Genomic DNA, 17,905 nt, shown 5'->3' with positions numbered 1-17,905 from the left:
TAATATGAGTAAAGAATCTAAAAAAAGCATAGCAAGAGAAATATTGGATACACTTATTTATCTTGCGGTGGTCTTTGTTTTGACCCTTCTTTTCATAACCTTTGTTGCACAGAGAACACAGGTTATCGGTTCTTCAATGAATCCGACGGTATACGATTCGGAATCGCTTATACTTGAAAAGGTTAGCTACAGATTCCACGATCCCAAGAGATTTGATATTGTTGTTTTCCCTTATGAGCATGGAAACAAACAGAACTTTATCAAGAGAGTTATCGGTCTTCCCGGTGAGAAGGTAAGGATCGATTACGATGGCAATATCTATATTAACGGTGAGATTCTTGAAGAAAATTACGGGGCTGAAGTCATTCAGGATCCGCAAAGAGCGGCTGAGGAGATAACTGTTCCCGAGGGAGAATTCTTTGTTCTCGGTGATAACAGAAATCACAGTATGGACAGCAGGGATGAATCCGTAGGAACAATTAAAAAGAGCCGTATCATGGGAAGAGCCGTATTTAGAATTTTTCCTTTGAACAAATTTGGGGGAATTAAATAATGGAGTCAATTTCTGCTATCAAAGATATCTTTCAGAATCTTGACAGCGTTGATGGATATAAGGTTTTCATTTCTGAGTATTCCGGCGATGACAGAGCAGGTGTGCAAAAGCTTGTTGAAAACGCCGGTAAGAAGATCGATGCGATCGAAAAAGAGATCCGTCGTACATATGAGATGAAAAAATATGAGAGGGAGAATGAGTCTTTTGGCTTATTATGCGGCATTGATGAAGTAGGAAGAGGGCCGCTTGCGGGACCTGTGTACGCAGCTGCCGTTATCCTTCCCATGGATGCTGATATTCTCTATATTAATGATTCTAAGAAATTATCCGAAAAAAAGAGAGAAGAGCTTTATATCGAAATAATGAATAAGGCTCTTGCGGTTGGCATCGGTCATGTCTCAAATGAGAGGATCGATGAGATCAACATACTTCAGGCTACTTTTGAAGCTATGACTATGGCTGTCAACGAACTTTCGGTCAAGCCGGGGGCTCTTTTGATAGATGCTGTGCATATTCCGCAGCTTGAGAAGTATAAGCAGATATCTATTATTAAAGGTGATGCAAAGAGTATCTCGATTGCTGCTGCCAGCATAATTGCTAAGGTTACAAGAGACAGGGTGATGAAGGACTATGCGATCAAGTATCCCGAGTACGGATTTGATTCCAACAAGGGTTACGGAAGCGCGGAACATATAGCGGCTATCAAGAAATACGGTCCTTGCCCGATTCATCGCAGAAGCTTTATAGGTAACTTTATATGAGCATCATTCAGAATGTATCACAATCAGGTTCGGCGTATATAATTGACGGCAAGACTTTGAATACTCCGGAAGGCGTCTCCAAGCCTCTGGAGCTTAAGGCGGGCTCATCTATCCAGGGTACGGTTATTTCTGTATCTGATGTTGACGGAGAGAAGGTCGCCAATATAAGTGTGGGCGATAACGTGATCTCTGCCAAGCTTTCTGATGAGATGGGTCTTAGAGAGGGGCAGACACTTAATTTTGCGGTCAGGTCCACGGCAAACGGTAAAGTTGCCATAACGCCGTTGTACGAGAATACAGCGGTTACAGAGAGTACATTAAAGGCGCTTAACGCAGCCGGAATCGAAGTTACGCACGATAGCGTCGAAATGGTCAAAAATATGATGGAAGCAGGTCTTCCCATTGGAAGAGATGCGCTGCTTGCCATGAACAAAAATCTTACCATGTTTCCGAATTCTTCCATCTCTTCTATGGTGGAGATGAAGAGTCTTAATATTCCAATAAGCGAAAACAACATTATTCAATTTGAGAGCTACAAAAACTATGAGCATCAGGTCATAGGCCAGATAAATGAGCTTATGGATGAGCTTCCCGCCGCATTTAACGAGCTTTCCGCAAACGGCAACGAAGAAGGTGCCATGAAATTATACGGAGCTTTGTTAAATGAGCTTTCGGAAGGCGCTGTTTCTGCAGGCGATGCCACTGCAGCGAGTGCGGGTGAAACAGTAGAAGCTCAAGCGGGCGAAACAGTAGCACAGGCCGGCGCAGCCGAACAGGCAGGCGAAACAGTAGCTCAGGTAGGCGAACTCGCTTCACAGGCAACTGAGGGCGCTTTGCAATCTGCTGATGGAGCTTCGAAGACCGGAGAAGGAGCATCACAGACCGCCGCCATTGCAGGTCAATCTGGGGAAGAAGCTGTCAGCGCGGGCGCAGCCGAACAGGCAGGCGAAACAGCAGCTCAGGTAGGCGAACTCGCTTCACAGGCAACTGAGGGCGCGTCCAATCTTGATGAACTGCGCAATAATTTAAAGGCTTTGAACCTTTCGAATGAAGCGATAAATAAATATATTGAGACTTCCAAGACAGATGCGGGCGAAGCTGCGAAAGTTCTTTTAAAAGAGCTAAATAACAGCTACGCTTCCGCGGATCTTTCCGATAAGAGCCAAAGCGCGGCTTGGAAGAATCTTTTTACAAGTAATGACTATAATAAGGTCCTTAAGGATGCCATGAGTTCCGAATGGCTGTTAAAACCGGGCGACGTTCAAAAGAAAGAGAATATCGACAATCTGTATCAGAGACTTAATTCTCAGATGAAAGGCTTGTCGGATGCAATAGTAAATACCGTCGGAGCAGATTCGAAGCTTGGGCAGGCGGTAAGCAATATTCAGAACAACCTTGATTTTATAAATCAGCTTAATCAGATGTTCCAATATGTTCAGCTTCCTCTTCGGATGGCGGGGCAGGATGTTCACGGAGATCTTTTTGTCTACAGAAATAAGCATAAGAAGCTCTCTGAAGACGGCTCAGTAAGTGCGGTGCTTCATCTTGATATGGAAAACCTCGGTCCTGTTGATGTCTACGTTAAGATGCTTAATACCAAAGTTACGACGAATTTCTATGTGGCTGATGATTCTGTGCTTGATCTTATAAATGACAACATCCACATTCTTAATGAAAGGCTTGAGAAGAGAGGCTATTCGATGCAGGTTAACATGATGCTTCATGATGAAAAGGACGGTGAAGACGCAGCTGTTGACGAGATGCTGAATGTATCGAGAAATACGCTTATCTCTACGGCTTCCTTTGATGCCAGAGCATGACGGAAAGATTGTTTTGGCATAAACTTTTTTGCACGAGGAAATGACAATGGCAAACAATGGCAATAATGACAACGAAAAAGTGAAAACCGCGGTCGCGCTGGCCTATGACCCCAATGAAGACGGTGCCCCCAAAGTCGTTGCATCCGGAAAAGGAGCTCTTGCCGAAAAGATCATCGAAAAGGCTAAGGAGAGCAAGGTTCCCGTTCATGTTGACGACAAGCTGGCAGACACTCTTTCTAGGCTTGAGATCGGTGAGATGATCCCTCCCGAACTTTATGAGGTTGTGGCTGAGATTCTGGTATTCGTCGATGCGATGGATAAGATTAAGGCAAAGGACAAGACGAGAAGGCATTAAGAAATAGTAATACAATAGAAAGACAGTTAAGTGATGGAATTAAATAAAAGAGTTTTAGGCACCGCACTTGAAGATGTTGCGACTGATCACTTATGCGACAACGGTGCAAGCATTATAGAGAGAAATTTTCGTTGTAGGAGCGGAGAAATCGATATAATCGCGCGCGATGGAAAATACCTGTGTTTTATAGAAGTTAAATACAGAAAGAGTGTTAAATACGGCAGTCCCGAGACTGCCGTAGATTATTCTAAAAGGAAAAAGATATCAAAGGCATCCCTTGTTTATCTTAAATGCAAAAATTTGTCTGAAAATACACCTATTCGCTACGATGTTGTCGCAATTTATGGCGATGAAGGAGAATATAAGATAAAATGGATTAAAGATGCGTTTGAATACGTATATTAAACATTTGGAAGGAAAGAAATTTGGATACAACAATCAAAAGAACCGGCGATGAAAGAACGATGGAGCTTCGGGAGAAAAACGGTGTTAAATACCTTGTTTTCCCAAGACTTGAAAGCATAGATTTTATAGATCATCTTTTCAGTACAAGATTTGGAGGCGTTTCTAAGGGCTGCTACAGTGAGATGAACCTAAGCTATACAAGAGGCGATGAAAAGGAAGCCGTAGATGAGAACTACAGAAGAATAGCAGATGTAATGGGACATGGAAAAAGTCTTGATGATTTTGTATCAACGTTCCAGACTCATACCACCAACATTAAGGTTATCACCGAAGAAGACAGAGGTAAGGGACCTGCAAAGTCAAGAGATTACACCGATATAGACGGACTTATCACAAATGTTCCGGGGATTATCCTGTCGACATTTCACGCAGATTGCCCTCCCATATATTTTATTGATCCTGTAAATAAGGCAATCGGACTTTCACATTCGGGATGGAAGGGAACTAAGGGAGAGATCGCTGCAAGGACCATAGAAAAGATGTCTGAGAATTACGGAACGAAAGCTTCTGATCTGATCTGTGCGATCGGCCCGTCTATCTGCGGTGAGTGCTATGAGATAGGAGAAGATGTTGCAACAGAGTTTTCCGAGAATTATACGGAAGAAGAATTAAAGAACGAAAAGATACTGATAAAGTATCCTGAAGGCAAGTACAGATTGTATCTGTGGAATGCCATTAAGCTGACTCTTTTAAAAAAAGGAGTAAAGAAGGAAAATATAATTGTCACCGATATATGCACCAGATGTAATCCGGATCTTTTGTTTTCTCATAGGATTCATCACGATGATAGAGGTAATCTTGCTGCATTTTTATCGATAAAAAGAGATTCTTAAGAAATCTTAAGAATTTTCTACAGCAAATCTTAAGATTTATCTGTTTTAATATTAATTAGGGATTGAGAGGATAGTATGGAAAATATTCTTGTATGCGATGATGATAAGGAAATAGTAGATGCGATCGAGATCTATCTTGAGCAGGAGGGTTTCAAGATCTATAAAGCCTACGATGGCATCGAAGCACTGGAAGTTCTTAAGAGTGCCAAGATTCAGCTTGCGATTGTCGATGTAATGATGCCGCGAATGGACGGTATTCATTTTGTGAGGGAACTAAGAAAATTCAGCACTATTCCTGTTGTCTTTCTATCAGCTAAATCCGAAGATTCGGACAAGATATTGGGACTTAATATCGGTGCGGATGATTATATCACCAAGCCTTTTAACCCACTTGAGCTTGTTGCCAGAGTTAAGTCCAATATCCGCAGATTTATGACACTTGGTAGTGTTGAAGACAAGGAAAATGTATATTCTACGGGCGGTCTTGTCATTGATGACAATTCCAAGGAATGCTTTGTCTACGGAGAGAGCATTAGACTTACGCCCATTGAATACAATATTTTGGCGTTTCTTGTTAAGAACAAAGGCAAGGTATATTCGATCAATCAGATATACGAGCAGATCTGGAAGGATTCAGCTGTTCGGGTTGACAATACCATCGCCGTACACATCAGGCATATAAGAGAAAAGATTGAGATTAATCCGAAGGACCCCAAATACCTCAAGGTAGTTTGGGGAGTCGGATACAAGATTGAGGATGAGGTTATATGAAAGATAATCGACTTGGGAGAATTAACGTACGAAGTGTTATACAGCATTTTCTGGCGGCTTTTATCGTTCTTATACTCTTATTTTCCATGCTTGGAACCAATATCCTTATAAACGGCGTAGGCGGAGATATTTCATACAGCCTTCATGAAGCCGATAAATCCAGACCTTATGAGGAATCTTATCTTTTCAATAATATTCTTGGGAATAACATATCCAATGTTCTTAGGTTGGTTGCTCAGCGAAGCCAGCTTGAGATGAACGGACAGTATGACGGTGACAAGATTATTGACGTTACCGCATACGTTAACAGAGGCTCGGTTCTTTTGGGCGGTTATATAACTGCTCATTACCGCCTTTCCGATCTTTTAAAATGGGCTCAGAACGGTTTTGAGACTGAACGTAAGGATATGACCGCAGAAGAGTGCGAAGAGTTTCTTGCGGAAGAAACCACATACACTCATCTTAAAAACAATATTGTATCCGGAGGAATGAACTCATACCTGAGTTCTCAGCTTGATCAGAACAGTATCACTTCAACAAAGCCCAGAGACTATGAGTTTCAAGACGGTCAATATGATATTCTTAAGTGCAGATATCAGACCGCTGACGGTAAGAATATTGAAGAAATCGTTTCAAATTGGGATGAATACAATACTTTGCGCCAGTCTGTCGAGAGCGCTTCTGTAGCTTTGCTTAGCAGCTACAATGAGTATGTAAATAACATTTCTTATTACAGCTATCAGAACACAAATTTAAGATATTACGTTTCAAGAACTATAAACGACAAGACCGATATTTATACTAATGTCCGTATTGAAGACGGTGAAAACATTCTTGATAAATTCAAAAAATACGGAAAATACATCTATTATTGTCCAAATGAGCTTTCGTATGATACCAATACGCTCATTAAAGAGAATATAGTAAGATCCATGATCAAGAATTACAGCTATGCTTATCCCGATCAGATCAAAGTTTACATTGGTGTTGATACGAATGCTTATCCTTGCGAGGATGATTTCACACAGGGTAAAGCCGGTTTCACCAAGTATAGCCCATACAGATCACAGCTTTATTTCTTCTGTGCTATGTGTGCGTTTATATATATCCTTCTTTTGATCGTATCTATTTCTCAGATTTCCGTTATACCGGAAACGACCGAGAACAGAACGGCGACAGAGCTTATTACTCTTAGAGGGCTTGCTATAATGGCGGTTCCTTTAGGGATAACATATCTGGCTTCCATGACCTACAAGGGAAGCATTGACAGACTTTTAGAGAATCCGGTTGTCCTGATACTTGTCGGAATTGGCGTATTTATCGCAGATATCGGACTTCTTGATCTTATATATAACCTTACGGAAAAGGGTAAGAGCGGTCTTTTATGGAAAGACAGTCTTATCAAGAAGCTTGTCTTCGGTGCTAAGGATGTTGTTGTTAATACGACCAATAACGCCAGTGTAATTGTGCGCACATGGGTTCCTTATGCGATCTTTGTTGTGATCAATATCCTTCTTGTGCTTATTGGTATTCCCGGCATCGTTATTGCGGTGATCATGGATATAATGATCGGAGTATTCGTATACAGACAGAATCTTGACAGAGATAAGATCATCCATGTAATTGAGAATATCAAAAACGGGGATGTCAGCGCCAAGGTTGATGTGGAGAATCTTCGTTCCGACAACGTAGCACTTGCCGAAGCCGTTAATTCTATCGGTGACGGTATCAAGATGGCTGTAGATACCAGCATGAAGGATGAGAAGATGAAGGCGGATCTCATAACCAATGTCTCACATGACATTAAGACGCCTCTTACTTCGATCATAAATTATGTTGATCTTATAAAAAGAGAAAAGATTGATAATGACAAGGTTAAAGAGTATATAGATGTCCTTGATCAGAAATCTCAGAAGCTTAAACAGCTTACCGAGGATCTTGTTGAAGTAGCCAAGATAAGTTCGGGTAATATCAATATCAATCTTCAAAGAACCGATTTTGTAGAGCTTGTTAATCAGACTATAGGCGAATTTTACGAGAAATTTGAGGACAGTAATCTTTCTCCGATATTTAAGCATGAGGCTGTCAGCATGTGTATCACGGCTGATGCGCATCATCTTTGGAGAGTTATAGAGAATCTACTCAACAATGTTTGCAAATACGCGCTTTCCGGAACAAGAGTATATATGGACATGAAATATGTTCCCGGAAAAGATAACAGAAACAACGTTGAGTTTTCCATAAAAAACATTTCCGCTACTGAGTTAAATGTTGATGTAAGCGAGCTTACGGAGAGATTTATAAGAGGAGATGTATCGAGAGCGACGGAAGGAAGCGGACTTGGATTATCAATAGCCAAGAACCTCACCGTTGCACAGAACGGAAGCTTTGATATAAAGCTAGACGGAGACCTGTTTAAGGTTGTTATCAGCTTTGAGGCTGTTTAACAATACATAAAGGGAAAGAGAAAAGAGAGGGAAAACGCCTTGACAAGTTACGACTTGCCAAGGCGCTTTCTCTATATTGTAAGTGTTATTTTTAATCAAAAAGCTCTGTCGGTGTCTTGCAACCGGAGTTGTATTTCTCGACGATCTCGTGGATCTTGTCTGTAGGCATGTTAACCGTTGACATTGAAGCATCGTGATTTAAGAAGTTGATGATGGTTGCAAGGAATTTACCCATATCAGCGATGAAGATATATTCTCTCTTGGTGATTTCTTCATCCATATATGTGAGATTGGTTGTGATAACGGCGTCGAAGTATCCCTTTTCATATCCTTCATCAAACTTATCCATTCCGTCGGTGAAAAGACCGAATGTAGTACAGATAAATACGCGTTTGGCACCCATGTTCTTAAGCTGTCTTGCGGTATCGATCATACTTGAACCTGAAGAGATCATATCATCGATTACGATAACATCTCGTCCTTTTATATCTGAACCTAAGAATTCGTGAGCAACGATTGGGTTGGAACCGTTAACGACATGAGCATAATCACGTCTCTTATAGAACATACCGGTATCTGCGCCGATAACGTTCGCAAAATAAACGGCTCTGTCAAGAGCACCCTCATCGGGAGAGATAACCGTCAGATGATCCTTATCAACGATAAGGTCATCAATATGTGACAGAAGAGCTTTCATAAACTGATATGAAGCCAGGAAGTTATCAAATCCGCCGAGAGGCTTAGCATTGGATATTCTTGGGTCGTGAGCATCAAAGGTGATGAAATTGGAGATTCCCATGTCATAGAGCTCTTTAAACATCTGAGCCGCATCTAGGGATTCCATTCCGTTTCTCTTGTGCTGTCTTCCTTCATAGAGGAAGGGCATGATTACGTTAATTCTTTTGGCTTTGCCTGTAAGGGCACCGATAACTCTCTTAAGATCCTGATAATGATCGTCGGGAGATTTGTGGTTAACGTAGTTGTACATCTTGTAAGTTATGCTGTAATTGCAGATATCCGTAAGGATATAGACATCGTTACCGCGGACACTCTCGTTAATGGTGGCCTTAGACTCGCCGCTTCCGAATCTGTCCATGGTAAAGTGGATTTTGTAGCTGTCCTTAACATAGCCGTGAAATGCGGGATCGTTACCCGGCATTGAATAGAGCTCGTGTCTGAACTGTGAAATATAAGAATCTACGCTGTTTCCCAGTTCCAAAGCAGACTCCATAACGATAAGATTAAGAGGCGCTACGGGAATAGTACCTTCCAAAAGGTGAAAATCAGGCATAATAATTCCTTTCATATGGTTTGTATTTCTTCCATATATTGTTTTATCATCATAATTACTGACACGTCAAGGAAATTCATGTATAATAACACCCGGGAGTATTAGCTTAAAAGAGGTAATAATATTAGATGAATTCAGAAAAAGGTCATCTTATCGGCAAAGTTGTAGAAGGAAGTATTGCCGAAGAAATGAATATTGAGCCGGGCGACAGACTCCTTAAGATCAACGATCAGGATATCGGGGATATCTTTGATTTTCAGTATCTTGTTCAGGATGAGCATCTTGATGTACTTATTCTTAAATCAGACGGAGAAGAGTGGCTTCTCGACATCGACAAAGAGTTCGATGAGGATCTTGGCATAGAGTTTGATAACGGACTTATGGACGATTACAGGTCCTGCAGCAATAAATGCATTTTCTGTTTTATAGATCAGATGCCTAAGGGTATGCGTGATACTCTGTACTTTAAGGATGATGACTCAAGACTTTCTTTTTTGCAGGGAAATTATGTAACTCTTACCAATATGTCCGACAAGGACATAGACAGAATCCTTAAATATCACCTTTCGCCTATCAACGTATCTTTTCAGACCACCAATCCCGAGCTTCGTTGCAAGATGCTTGGTAACAGGTTTGCGGGCGAAGCACTTAAAAAGGTCGACAGACTCTGCGCTCCGGGAACGGGAATAGAGCTTAACGGCCAGATCGTTCTGTGTAAGGGGGTTAATGACGGAAAAGAGCTTGAGAGATCGATTCGTGACCTTGCGGGGTATATTCCCAACCTTCAGAGCGTTTCTGTAGTTCCGGTGGGACTTTCCAAGTACAGAGACGGACTTTATCCGCTCGAACCTTTTAACAAAGAGGATGCCGAGCAGGTCATCGATCTGATAGAAAGCTGGCAGAAGAAGGTGTATGCAGAGCACGGGATCCATTTCATTCATGCAAGTGATGAGTGGTATTTCCTTGCAGGCAGGGATTTTCCCAAAGCCGAGACATACGACGGATATATTCAGTATGAGAACGGCGTCGGTATGATGAGACTTCTCATAGATGAATTTGATGAGGCGCTTGAAGTAATTAAGAACGAACATGCGACGCATCTTTTATCTGTTAAAAGAAATATCTCCATAGCGACAGGAAGACTTGTTTATCCTTGTATCAAGGCTATGGCTGATAAGGCTATGGAACTGTGCGAGGGCCTTAAAGTTAATGTTTATGAGATAGTAAATGAGTTTTTTGGTAAGAGGATTACCGTTTCGGGTCTTCTTACAGGTCAGGACATTATTAAGCAGTTAAAAGAAAAAGAGCTTGGATCAACGCTTTATCTTCCGGAGAACCTGCTTAGAAGCGGAGAGGATTATTTCCTTGATGATCTTACGGTTTCGGATGTGGAAAAAGAGCTTTCGGTTGATATCGGAATATCCAAGTGCGACGGACATGAGCTTGCAGCTCTTTTGTTTGATATTCCGGCTTTAGAAACTTATTAATTACAGTCTTTTATAAAGGAAAAAATATGAGTAGAAAAAATATAGTTGCAGTGGTCGGAAGACCAAACGTCGGTAAATCCACGCTTTTTAATGCAATGGCAGGTAGCAGGATCGCTATCGTTCAGGATACGCCGGGCGTTACAAGAGACAGATTATATCAGGATGTGGAGTGGCTTAATCATAACTTCACCCTTATCGATACAGGCGGTATTGAGCCCGATTCCAAAGATATCATTCTTTCTCAGATGAGAGAACAGGCTCAGATAGCGATAGACACTGCCGATGTCATTATTTTCATGGTAGATGTCAAGCAGGGACTTACGGATTCTGATTCCAAGGTTGCCGATATGCTCAGAAGATCCGGTAAGCCGGTTGTTCTGTGCGTCAATAAGGTTGATAACTACACAAGAGATTCTCTTGATGTTTACGAGTTCTATAACCTTGGTATCGGTGAGCCTTTCCCTATTTCAGCCGTTAACAAGCAGGGAATCGGCGATCTTCTTGAAGAGGTTGTAAGCCATTTCCGCAAGGATTCGATTAACGATGACGAGGACGATACCACCAAGATCGCTATAATCGGAAAGCCCAATGTCGGTAAGTCTTCAATTATCAACAAACTTATCGGTGAGAACAGACTTATTGTGTCCGATATAGCCGGAACAACACGTGATGCCATCGATACTGAGATCAAGTATAACGGCAAGAACTATACTTTTATCGATACAGCCGGACTTAGGCGTAAGAGTAAGGTTAAGGATGCGCTTGAGCACTACATGATCGTTAGGACAGTAGGAGCCGTTGAGAGAGCCGATGTCGCTATCCTTGTTATCAACGCTGAGGAAGGTGTTACCGAGCAGGATGCCAAGATCGCAGGTATTGCACATGAGAGCGGCAAGGCAGTTATTATCGCGGTAAATAAATGGGATCTTATTGAGAAAGACAATCATTCGGTAAAAGAGTTTACGAAGAATATCAGAAATACGCTTCCGTTCATGAACTACGCGGAGATAATCTTTATATCTGCAGAGACCGGACAGAGACTTGTTAAGCTCTATGACCTCATAGATATCGTAAGCGAGAATCATTCTATGAGAGTTGCAACCGGTGTTCTTAACGAGATCATGACGCAGGCCGTTGTTATGCAGCAGCCGCCGAGTGATAAGGGCAAGATCCTTAAGCTTTATTACATCACGCAGGCATCCGTTAAACCGCCGACCTTTGTTATTTTTGTAAATGACAAAAAGCTGATGCATTTCAGCTATACAAGATATATTGAGAATCAGATAAGAGAGGCGTTTGGCTTTAAAGGTACGCCGCTACGATTCATCATCAGGGAGAGAAAAGAGGATAAGTAATGTTAGAAAGAGTATTGTGTTTGGTTATCGGTTATGTATTTGGCATGTTTCAGACCGCTGTTTTGTACGGCAAGATGAAAGGAGTAGACATCAGAAGCGTCGGAAGCGGTAATGCAGGTACGACCAATACACTGAGAGTTATGGGAACTAAGGCAGGTCTTATCGTTCTTTTGGGAGATATGCTTAAGTGCATACTTGCTATTGTTGTTACATTTTTCCTTTTTACAAAAGGAAATCCGGAGTATAAGTACCTTTATATGATCTATACGGCTGCAGGCTGTGTACTTGGTCATGATTTCCCGTTCTTCCTTAAATTCAAAGGCGGAAAGGGAATCGCTTGTACCGCAGGGTATATTATTTCTATGGGATGGAAGTTTGTTGCTGTCGGACTTCTTGCGTTCTTTATTCCTTTTAACATTACGCATTTTGTCTCAGTCAGCAGCCTTTGCCTTTACACTTTATTTTTTATCCAGACAGTTATTTTCGGACAGATGGGGCTTCTCGGAGCACTTCCTCAGAGTGAGCTCAATGAAATCTATATAATAGTTGCTGTATTAACAGCGCTTGCTTTCTATCAGCACAGAGGAAATATCAAAAAGCTCATATCGGGTACTGAGAGAAAGACTTATTTAACTAAGAAAAATAAGATAGACTAAAATATATTTTTGGAGGACCTGATTTGGGTACACAAGTTGGCATAGTAGGTGCGGGAAGCTGGGGTATTGCGTTGGCGCACGTGCTTTCAGGTAACGGGCATGACGTAACGGTATGGTCAAGGAGTGAAGACAGCGTTTCCAAGCTGCGTGCATACAGAGGAAACGAAGAAAAGCTTCCGGGTATTAAGCTTCCCGAGAGCGTTAAGTTCACTTCGGATATGGAAGAGACAGTTAAGGATAAGGATATAATCGTTGTCGTTGTTCCTTCGGCACATATGCGCGAAACAATAAGGCGCATTAAGCCTTTTATAAACGAGAGCGAAGAACATAAGCAGATAATCGTTAATTGCAGTAAAGGTATTGAAGAAGAATCACTTATGGTGATGAGCGATGTTATACTGGATGAACTTCCGGGCTGCCATGTATGCGTATTGTCCGGACCTTCACATGCCGAGGAAGTCGGAAAGAGTATGCCTACCACAATAGTTGTAGGTGCTTTTGATAAAGATATCGCTAAATACGTTCAGAACATATTTATGAACGATTACTTCAGGGTATATATAAGCCCGGATATGCTTGGAATAGAGATAGGTGCGGCACTTAAGAATGTCGTTGCTCTTGCCGCAGGTATTGCGGACGGATTCGGCTGCGGTGATAATGCCAAGGCTGCACTTATTACCAGAGGAATTACCGAAATCTCAAGACTTGGAATGGCTATGGGCGGTAAGTTTGAGACCTTCGCAGGTCTTTCGGGTATCGGTGATCTTATCGTTACTTGCGCATCCATGCATTCCCGTAACAGACGCGCCGGAATCCTCATCGGACAGGGCAAGACATATCAGGAAGCCATGGACGAAGTTAAGATGGTCGTAGAGGGCGTTTACAGTGCCAAGGCAGCTCTTAAGCTAGCCGAGAAGTACGATGTCGAGATGCCTATCATCAAGGCAGTTAACGATATCTTATTTAGCGGAAAGTCACTTCAAGAAGCTGTTAAAGATCTTATGTTAAGAGATAAGAAGATAGAAAACAATAACTTGGAGTGGTGAATTAAGATTTGAACATAATGAAGCGATTGCTGGAACTTACTGTTCTTGCAGTCGCTTTTTTGTTGCAACATAATAAGAGGAATAATTGTGTTATATATAGAGAAACGGTTGTTTTATTAATAGACGGATATTATAATGTTAAGCAAAGAGTTACATTATATAATGTTCTATAAAAAAGTATTTGTTGGAATGGAGAGGGAAATAAATGACCAGAGAAGAGAGAACACAGCATGCATTTGATATAAGTAGTAAGTATGTATCCCGGATAAGCCCTGAGAATACTGAAATTATGCAAGAAATTAAGCAATTGCCTATTCAGGATATTATTACTATATATTCAAATGCTCGCTATGCTTTTAAAAATAATATGTATGTGGGTATTAATCTTGAAGCATATGAGAATCGTGAATATGATGCGGTTGTATTCGTAAAAGCAATTGATTTTTTAAAAGAAATAATAATTGATAATCTTAAAGATGCTAAGTGTCTTTGGACGATTACGGATAAAATAACTCGTTCGCCTTTTATAAATGATAATGACGGGGTATGGCTTTTTACAGAAAAAGATTATGCCGACGAATGCGTTGATTATTTTATGCAACGATACAGAACGACTTTTGAAGTAGCAGAAATACCGCATGAAAATATATATAAATTTATGGGTACAACAGCATATATGAAAGGAGCTCTATTTTTTCATGTGGATGAAGGAGCTTATGCCAATATAGAATTAAAAAACAGTGATGTTGTCACTCCGCCTGATTTTAGTAATGTTCCAATGATCAATCGTCCTGTTATGAATCCCACTTATTATAGAGCTTTAGCTAAATTTCAGCAGGAACGATTTTACAGAGCTGATTATGATGGGAAGAAAGATAAACTTCGTAAGTTAGAAGATGATATGATTAAAGCCTTCTGTGAGGCCAGATTCCTTATCCCTGTAAAAGGAATGGGTCAACTTAAAAAGAATTCAGAATCAGCAGATTCCGTTAATGGCGAAGCGGTATTAAAAAAAGGAACTACTATAACAATTCCATCTTTAACCAAGGGTGAAGGCGAAACTTTTACCAAAGCCACGCCGGTTTTTACTGACTGGGAAGAGTTTAATAAAGTGTATTCACAGGATGAATGGGGAGGATGGATATGGAAAGCGTCCGATCTGGCAGGAGCGCCAGATGATTTTGTTGTGATAAATGCTGCTTCTTTAGGCTTTGAAATGTCAAAGAAAATGATTAAACAATCTTTTGATATATATGAAAAAGAGTTTAAATCCTAAGTTTTTAAAGGAACGATGATATTATGAGAAGGCATTGGAGATATATTAATTATACGATTTATGAAAGCAGCAAACTTGCAACTTTGATAAGTGCTATTGGAGCAACGGCTCTTGAAGTGGGGCTTCCTTTTTTAATATTTATAGTGGTACTAATTTCGCAAGGTGTTAAAGACGATGAAGCAATGATAATTCTTCTTGTTTCTATTGTGCTTGTAATCTTCGGTGCGCTTTGTAAATTTAAATGGGCTGAAAAAATAGCTGATAATGCGATAAAAAATTCAAATAACCAAAGAAATACATAGCGCGGGTGGAGAAAAATGTGTGAAAAGATAATTCGATGTCATAAATGTGATAAAAAAGGAGTAAATATCATGAAAACTAAACTAATCGGAATGATATTGATATCATTATTAACCGTATCGATTGGTGGCTGTGGGTTTGGTGGATCAAAAGGAGCTTCTGCAGATTCATCACAAGATGCTGCATTTGAATATAACGGAGTTACGGTGTCCATAAAGGATGAAAATATGGATAATGTTTTTGAAGCATTCGGACAACCCGAGACCAAGGAAGGTGATAAACCCGGATTTTATTATACTTTCGATTCGGGGCTTGTTGGGGTGTCATCATATATCATAAACGAGATTGATGAAGAAAACAGACAGGAATTTCCCGATATGATCTCTATTAAAGATGAGAATATCAAGACTTCAAAAGGAATAAGTGTCGGAAGTACAGAAGAGGAAGTTAAGGCGGCATACGGTGAAACTAAAGGTGTAGCTATAGATAGCATGAATATTTTAACTTATTCATATGATGATTACACGATCTCTTTTGTGATCGATCAAACCGTCACCGAAATAAAATACACGGGGTGATAAAAAAATCTTATAGATTTTGCAACGTCATATCCTCTAAAGTTGTGTATTATATAGTTGGTTAATATATATAATCATATGATCTCTCGGAATCTTGAGTGATCATGCCAGCTAAATTCTGGCAATTGAACTTTGACAAGTGAATATTACCCAAGATGAAAAAAAGATGCAAAACAGGGCATGAATAATAGACATAACACTGTTGCTATGCCTGAGAATGCTGTATGATATTTACGAGATCATGCTACATTACAAACCAACTTTCTCAGGGCGGATTCGTAAGGCAGATCCCATGCATCCAAATGTTGTAACATGAGGATGTGATAGAGGCGGCAGTACCACATCTTTGTTGAGCGGTGCCTGCCGCTTTCTAGCTTGAAGTCTATTTTCTCACGCTTGTTTGAGCGTTCAACAGAAGTTCTTGCATTATACTCGTTTTTCCATTCATCACTATCTCTTGGCGGTATGTTTATAAGGCGCGGATTATCTTTCATGGCCAAATGAACAGTACGACCATATTTGGAATTCGAGCATGGTTCACTACAGGAACATCCAAATTTTCTGCTTGCCAAGGGACAACGGAATTTAATGCGGTATTTGGAGCTTTCAACACCATCATGGTTCATTTTTCTTCCAGCCTTGCATACAGGAACACCATCTTTACCAATGGTGAAATCATTCTTGTATTGCACTTTTATGCCACGCTTTTCGTTTAGATCAATAAAAGGAGTTATGTGTTCCTTTTTACAGTATTCATAGTAAGGCATGGCATCATGAGCAGAATCCAGTAATAGTTTACGGACGTTATAATCCGGAAGAAATGATTTCATCCTGAAGAAGGAATGAAGAAAGCCATGCGAATCATGCATTGAGGCTGGATTTAAGAGCGGGAATACGGGGAGATCACTTTCTGAGTCTGACGCAACAATCATATATAGATCATATCCGTGATAGAAGCAGTCTCTGGAGGAATCCCATCCGATGTCACAATCAGGCTGAGAAAAGTATCTTTCACAGTCGCAGTCAGTAATACCTTTTTCGGCACATTCACAGATGCGATGTTTGCGTTCTCTTGCTGATGTGACAACAGGAGTTCCGTCGCCGGCAATAGATAGATTAGAACTATTTATCAGACCTTTACGGACAGAGTTTTCCAGAAATTCTTTCTTAAAAAGTTCAAAGAGAGAACCATAAGGTTGATCCTTAATAGAGAACGTAGTTCCTTCGAGCTGCTTAAATAGTTCATCGACAGTAACTTTATCAATGGGTTTGGCTTTAGAACCTTTTTTACCAGGTTTTTTAACAGTGGCTTTTAGTTTATGCAGATGAGAAGACAGGTTATTATCATTCGAATCCCACAGCCTGGAAAAGAAATCATAGAAAGTTCCAATACCGGGCGTATCACCTACTTCAAAACCGCTGAGAATGGCATAAAGAGGATTGATCTTTAATTGTGAAACCCATTCGGTAATAGAATCAACTTTGAAGTCAATGCTAAGAAGGTAAGAACGATGCATGCAGGAAGGAGTTCTGGGAGCAGGACCAAATTTAGAATACTTGGAGATCATGTTTTGATCAGTGTAGGAAAGATCAAGGTTCCAAAAGCGGTCTATGATATCCCAGGTGCTTTGAGATATAGCATCTGGATCAGGGTAATATTTGCGGAGATTTTCAACAACAAAGTTTTGGTAGTCGGCATGACTGCCACAATTAACAGGTAACATAAAATCGCCCTCCAATCAAAAAACTTACGGCCGCGCCGTAACGACACTTCCTTTTTGACAAGGGCGCGAAGCGCCGCATTTTTGGAGGTAAATGTCAAGTGTTTTTTGATAAAAAAGTGGGGGATTTTAATAAAAAAGGAATCTGAAAGCCGCATTGTTACTGGCTTATAGATTCCGAGAGTATATT

The 17,905-nt window shown here is 40.6% G+C and carries 17 protein-coding genes; 15 read left to right on the top strand and 2 right to left on the bottom strand.

The genetic code is table 11. From position 1 onward, the window contains the following. Positions 1-4: 4 nt before the first annotated feature. From lepB to BM377_RS02660, 8 genes are all read left to right on the top strand, one after another. Entirely contained in the window at positions 5-553 is a 549-nt protein-coding gene (gene lepB, locus BM377_RS02695; RefSeq protein ID WP_092243330.1) for a signal peptidase I, read from the top strand. Continuing rightward, on the top strand, positions 553-1,314 hold the full coding sequence (locus BM377_RS02690; RefSeq protein WP_092243327.1) for a ribonuclease HII: 762 nt from the start codon (positions 553-555) through the stop codon (positions 1,312-1,314). The genes lepB and BM377_RS02690 overlap by 1 nt, the downstream gene beginning before the upstream one ends. Then, positions 1,311-3,134, top strand: coding sequence for a flagellar hook-length control protein FliK (gene fliK / locus BM377_RS02685; protein WP_092243324.1), 1,824 nt, complete (start codon positions 1,311-1,313; stop codon positions 3,132-3,134). Before BM377_RS02690 ends, fliK begins: the two co-directional genes overlap by 4 nt. 46 nt (positions 3,135-3,180) lie before the next feature. Continuing rightward, entirely contained in the window at positions 3,181-3,489 is a 309-nt protein-coding gene (locus tag BM377_RS02680; RefSeq protein WP_092243321.1) for an EscU/YscU/HrcU family type III secretion system export apparatus switch protein, read from the top strand. Between the two features lie 33 nt (positions 3,490-3,522). Beyond that, positions 3,523-3,894: a YraN family protein gene (locus BM377_RS02675; protein WP_092243318.1), complete on the top strand. Its 372-nt coding sequence runs from the start codon at positions 3,523-3,525 to the stop codon at positions 3,892-3,894. A gap of 20 nt (positions 3,895-3,914) precedes the next feature. Beyond that, complete coding sequence (gene pgeF / locus BM377_RS02670; RefSeq protein ID WP_330392931.1) at positions 3,915-4,787, top strand: peptidoglycan editing factor PgeF; 873 nt, start codon at positions 3,915-3,917, stop codon at positions 4,785-4,787. A gap of 75 nt (positions 4,788-4,862) precedes the next feature. Beyond that, positions 4,863-5,558 carry a response regulator transcription factor gene (locus tag BM377_RS02665; RefSeq protein ID WP_092243313.1) on the top strand — a complete coding sequence of 232 codons (696 nt, stop codon included), beginning with the start codon at positions 4,863-4,865 and terminating at the stop codon, positions 5,556-5,558. Beyond that, complete coding sequence (locus BM377_RS02660) at positions 5,555-8,005, top strand: sensor histidine kinase (RefSeq protein ID WP_092243309.1); 2,451 nt, start codon at positions 5,555-5,557, stop codon at positions 8,003-8,005. Before BM377_RS02665 ends, BM377_RS02660 begins: the two co-directional genes overlap by 4 nt. 91 nt (positions 8,006-8,096) lie before the next feature. On the opposite strand, the gene BM377_RS02655 is transcribed toward BM377_RS02660, so the two are convergent. Next, positions 8,097-9,296, bottom strand: a complete 1,200-nt coding sequence (locus BM377_RS02655) for a ribose-phosphate pyrophosphokinase (protein WP_092243833.1) — start codon at positions 9,294-9,296, stop codon at positions 8,097-8,099. 128 nt (positions 9,297-9,424) lie between these two features. On the opposite strand from BM377_RS02655, the gene BM377_RS02650 reads away from it, so the two are divergent. From BM377_RS02650 to BM377_RS02620, 7 genes are all read left to right on the top strand, one after another. Then, complete coding sequence (locus tag BM377_RS02650; protein ID WP_092243305.1) at positions 9,425-10,783, top strand: DUF512 domain-containing protein; 1,359 nt, start codon at positions 9,425-9,427, stop codon at positions 10,781-10,783. A gap of 26 nt (positions 10,784-10,809) precedes the next feature. Continuing rightward, complete coding sequence (der, locus tag BM377_RS02645) at positions 10,810-12,138, top strand: ribosome biogenesis GTPase Der (protein WP_092243302.1); 1,329 nt, start codon at positions 10,810-10,812, stop codon at positions 12,136-12,138. Further along, positions 12,138-12,794, top strand: coding sequence for a glycerol-3-phosphate 1-O-acyltransferase PlsY (plsY, locus tag BM377_RS02640; RefSeq protein WP_092243300.1), 657 nt, complete (start codon positions 12,138-12,140; stop codon positions 12,792-12,794). The genes der and plsY overlap by 1 nt, the downstream gene beginning before the upstream one ends. Before the next feature lie 23 nt (positions 12,795-12,817). Continuing rightward, on the top strand, positions 12,818-13,840 hold the full coding sequence (locus BM377_RS02635) for an NAD(P)H-dependent glycerol-3-phosphate dehydrogenase (RefSeq protein WP_092243297.1): 1,023 nt from the start codon (positions 12,818-12,820) through the stop codon (positions 13,838-13,840). 205 nt (positions 13,841-14,045) lie between these two features. Beyond that, the gene (locus tag BM377_RS02630) at positions 14,046-15,116 is read left to right on the top strand and encodes an SseB family protein (RefSeq protein ID WP_092243294.1); all 1,071 of its coding nucleotides are present in this window, start codon (positions 14,046-14,048) and stop codon (positions 15,114-15,116) included. Positions 15,117-15,139: 23 nt separating this feature from the next. Further along, entirely contained in the window at positions 15,140-15,418 is a 279-nt protein-coding gene (locus BM377_RS02625) for a hypothetical protein (RefSeq protein WP_092243290.1), read from the top strand. A 69-nt stretch (positions 15,419-15,487) separates the two neighbouring features. Continuing rightward, positions 15,488-15,994, top strand: coding sequence for a DUF4309 domain-containing protein (locus BM377_RS02620; protein WP_092243287.1), 507 nt, complete (start codon positions 15,488-15,490; stop codon positions 15,992-15,994). Positions 15,995-16,233: 239 nt separating this feature from the next. Here the strand turns inward: BM377_RS02620 and BM377_RS02615 are convergent, their stop codons facing one another. After that, positions 16,234-17,718 (bottom strand): transposase, encoded by a 1,485-nt coding sequence (locus tag BM377_RS02615; RefSeq protein WP_092243284.1) that lies wholly within the window; start codon positions 17,716-17,718, stop codon positions 16,234-16,236. Positions 17,719-17,905 lie beyond the last annotated feature (187 nt).

This window comes from Butyrivibrio sp. INlla21 (assembly GCF_900116875.1).
In the GTDB taxonomy this organism is placed as follows: Bacteria; Bacillota; Clostridia; order Lachnospirales; family Lachnospiraceae; genus Butyrivibrio.
Note: the sequence above shows the minus strand (reverse complement) of the source record. Positions and strands in the feature narration are given on the sequence as shown.

Bases quoted from the DNA above. Each gene is read 5' to 3' on its own strand.
- lepB (WP_092243330.1), top strand. From the start codon at position 5: ATGAGTAAAGAATCTAAAAAAAGCATAGCAAGAGAAATATTGGATACA.
- BM377_RS02690 (WP_092243327.1), top strand. From the start codon at position 553: ATGGAGTCAATTTCTGCTATCAAAGATATCTTTCAGAATCTTGACAGC.
- fliK (WP_092243324.1), top strand. From the start codon at position 1,311: ATGAGCATCATTCAGAATGTATCACAATCAGGTTCGGCGTATATAATT.
- BM377_RS02680 (WP_092243321.1), top strand. From the start codon at position 3,181: ATGGCAAACAATGGCAATAATGACAACGAAAAAGTGAAAACCGCGGTC.
- BM377_RS02675 (WP_092243318.1), top strand. From the start codon at position 3,523: ATGGAATTAAATAAAAGAGTTTTAGGCACCGCACTTGAAGATGTTGCG.
- BM377_RS02665 (WP_092243313.1), top strand. From the start codon at position 4,863: ATGGAAAATATTCTTGTATGCGATGATGATAAGGAAATAGTAGATGCG.
- BM377_RS02660 (WP_092243309.1), top strand. From the start codon at position 5,555: ATGAAAGATAATCGACTTGGGAGAATTAACGTACGAAGTGTTATACAG.
- BM377_RS02655 (WP_092243833.1), bottom strand. From the start codon at position 9,296: ATGCCTGATTTTCACCTTTTGGAAGGTACTATTCCCGTAGCGCCTCTT.
- BM377_RS02650 (WP_092243305.1), top strand. From the start codon at position 9,425: ATGAATTCAGAAAAAGGTCATCTTATCGGCAAAGTTGTAGAAGGAAGT.
- der (WP_092243302.1), top strand. From the start codon at position 10,810: ATGAGTAGAAAAAATATAGTTGCAGTGGTCGGAAGACCAAACGTCGGT.
- plsY (WP_092243300.1), top strand. From the start codon at position 12,138: ATGTTAGAAAGAGTATTGTGTTTGGTTATCGGTTATGTATTTGGCATG.
- BM377_RS02630 (WP_092243294.1), top strand. From the start codon at position 14,046: ATGACCAGAGAAGAGAGAACACAGCATGCATTTGATATAAGTAGTAAG.
- BM377_RS02625 (WP_092243290.1), top strand. From the start codon at position 15,140: ATGAGAAGGCATTGGAGATATATTAATTATACGATTTATGAAAGCAGC.
- BM377_RS02620 (WP_092243287.1), top strand. From the start codon at position 15,488: ATGAAAACTAAACTAATCGGAATGATATTGATATCATTATTAACCGTA.
- BM377_RS02615 (WP_092243284.1), bottom strand. From the start codon at position 17,718: ATGTTACCTGTTAATTGTGGCAGTCATGCCGACTACCAAAACTTTGTT.